Origin of the sequence: Pseudomonas edaphica (assembly GCF_005863185.1) — a bacterium.
In the GTDB taxonomy this organism is placed as follows: Bacteria; Pseudomonadota; Gammaproteobacteria; order Pseudomonadales; family Pseudomonadaceae; genus Aquipseudomonas; species Aquipseudomonas edaphica.
Window position 1 is genome coordinate 1 of record NZ_VBVZ01000776.1, and the last position, 2525, is coordinate 2525.

Consider the following 2525-nt stretch of genomic DNA (forward strand, 5'->3'; position numbering starts at 1 on the left):
CATACAGGATGTCCACACCTTTTTCGGCTACCCGTGACAGGTAGTCGGCTTTAGGCGCCCGGCCCCCATTTTCATATTTACCCTGGGCATTGGCCTCAACCCCTCCAATTTCACCAAATGCTTTTTGCGACAAGCCAAGTCGCTCTCTTTCTTGCCGCAAACGCGAACCGATTCCACTCATTTGGATGTATGATCCTATCTGGCACACCCCAAGAGGTGACACATTCATCTCGTATTACACAAACTTGAACGGTTTTGAACTATGCCCGGAATCCGTACCGCTGCACAAGCCAAGGCCTGGCTGGAATATCAAGGAAAGTCAGTTCAAGCGTTCGCACGTGAACATGGCGTTGATCCGGCCACCACGTATCAAGTGCTTGCTGGGCGTAAAAAGGGACGGCGTGGGGAAGCCCATAAAGTAGCGGTGCTGCTGGGCATGAAAGAAGGGATTATCGTGGATGAACGCGTCGCTCAACACCTTAATCCAAGCAGTGTGTCCTGAGCGCAGTATGCGCTTATTCCTACAGCGTGCCTGATTTAGTCCACGACAGCCGCCCGACACTCGCGCTCCATGCGCCAAAAGCAGTCCTCCTCCCCGACAATACTCAACCCTTGGCGCTGATACAGGCGTCTCGCCGGGTTGGTCTTGAACACGGTCAAGCGTAAAAGGCCCAAGCCCTGCGCACACGTCTTAAGCACCATCTGCTGTAACACCCAACTGCCAGCGCCCTGTTTGCGGCAGCGCTCGAGCAGGTGTAATTCGCGAATATAGAGTGCCTGGCTGTCACGATTCACGCTGATAAACCCCATCACGGTTTCATTCTGGCAAATCAGCCAGTTTTCACGCGAAGCCCAGGCGACGTCAAAGCCATGGTCAGACCACAACAAATCGTACTGCAGGTAATAGCGGTTCATGGCTTCATGGGTCAGCGTTCGTGCGAATGGCAGGTCGCGGTCCGTCGCCGCGCGCAGGTGAAAAGCCATTTCAGAAGGCTACCACTTGGCCAGTCCATTGCTCACCGTTGCGGCGAGCAATCACCAAGGCCTCGCCAATGCCCGGTACGTCGGCAAGCAGGGTTCCATCAGCGCTCCAGATAGCGCTGCGCCCCGCACAGGTATAACCGCCGGACGGGCCACCATGGTTGGCCATCAGTACCAGCATGCGATGCTCTGCGGCATACCCCTGAAGCAGCGCGCTGTCGGTCGCGTACCCGCCTTCGCTGATCAGCACACCGGCGGCGTACACCGTAGCGCCAGCCTCTGCTGCCAGACGCGGATGGCTGGCGTGGGAAAAGTCCGCACAGACCGCCAGCGCAATCCGGTCATCCGCCCATTCGAGTGCTGCACCGCCCTGCCCTGCGACAAACGCCACCTCTTCGCCCGGGTGCAAATGCTGCTTGGTGTAGACCGCCAGCGAGCCATCTGCGCCCAATACCAGGGCGCCAATAAACACATCGGACCTGGGTGCCAAGCGAATCGGCATGCCCACCACTGCGGTCATTCGCAACTCTTGCGCCATCTCACGTAGCGGCGCCAGCAGCACGTCCTCGGGCGTAATTGCCAGTTGGGCGGCCAAAGCGGGTTCATAGCCGGTCAACGACAATTCCGGAAACACCAACAATTGCACGCCCTGCTCCGCCGCCGCCTGCATGAACCTCAGGTGCCCCTGGATGTTGCCCGGCACGTCGCCGGCGATGGAAGTGGTTTGAGCTGCGGCGAGGGTCAAGGCAGTCATGGTCGCGTCCTGGCAATCATTATTAACGTGTTACCAGCATATCGGCACTTACCCCATAGCCGTAAGTAGGTCATGCGATAGAAATTACTGATTGAATCAACCCGCGTGCCTCTAGTAAGCTCCACCCATCATTTGGAGACACACCATGTTGCAACTCACCCATACTCAGGTTTGCCCTGCTGCCAGCGCCCAGCGCTCGGTGTCGGCTACCCGTGTGAGCGGTTTGAGCGCACTGGTCAGCTTTTATTTTGGGTATTGGTTTAGCCACTGGCGCGCCTGATACCTGAAATCGGCGCCCACTACTCAAGGGGTCGCCTACCAGAGAAATCTAACCCCCGGTCGGCTCCCCGACCGGGGGTTTTGTTTTTTCAAGGCCCCAATAATTTTGCTTCACACCGAACACTAAAAGGACTCACGACATGAACTACGCCACTTATTACCGTTACGACACTTCGACTGCATGGCGATTTAGCAAGCTCCGTTCGGGACAGCCTGCCGCCTCCGATCGGTCACCTATTGGTGGCAAGCCAACACACGTAGCCAATACGGCCAATTGTCGAACACCCCAGTAGGGCAGAGCGTGCGGGAACAGCCCGCCGCTTGCCCAGGAAGCCTTGAATATGAACTCTGCCACTGCCGCCTTGCCTGTTGCCAACCTGTCCAGCGCCAATGAAGCCCTGACCCAGCGCCTGCCCAGTTCCCTTGAACTCAAGCACCAGTTGCCCCTCAGCCCGTTCCTCAACGAACAGATCCACGCCCATCGCCAAGCCGTGCGCGCCATCCTCAATGG

4 protein-coding genes and 1 pseudogene are annotated in these 2525 nt (G+C 57.6%); 2 read left to right on the top strand and 3 right to left on the bottom strand.

Going from position 1 to position 2525, the window contains the following annotated elements:
• A partial coding sequence (locus FEM54_RS30315; RefSeq protein ID WP_138454039.1) for a helix-turn-helix domain-containing protein occupies positions 1–181 on the bottom strand: 181 nt, incomplete at its 3' end.
• Between the two features lie 81 nt (positions 182–262).
• Here FEM54_RS30315 and FEM54_RS30320 point away from each other — a divergent pair.
• The gene (locus tag FEM54_RS30320; protein WP_017139021.1) at positions 263–502 is read left to right on the top strand and encodes a DNA-binding protein; all 240 of its coding nucleotides are present in this window, start codon (positions 263–265) and stop codon (positions 500–502) included.
• A gap of 35 nt (positions 503–537) precedes the next feature.
• Here the strand turns inward: FEM54_RS30320 and FEM54_RS30325 are convergent, their stop codons facing one another.
• Complete coding sequence (locus FEM54_RS30325; protein ID WP_099547684.1) at positions 538–984, bottom strand: GNAT family N-acetyltransferase; 447 nt, start codon at positions 982–984, stop codon at positions 538–540.
• A 1-nt stretch (position 985) separates the two neighbouring features.
• Entirely contained in the window at positions 986–1735 is a 750-nt protein-coding gene (locus FEM54_RS30330) for a carbon-nitrogen hydrolase family protein (protein ID WP_138454040.1), read from the bottom strand.
• A gap of 620 nt (positions 1736–2355) precedes the next feature.
• Between FEM54_RS30330 and FEM54_RS34845 the strand changes: the two are divergent.
• A pseudogene (locus FEM54_RS34845) lies at positions 2356–2525 on the top strand (3-deoxy-7-phosphoheptulonate synthase); the annotation flags it as partial.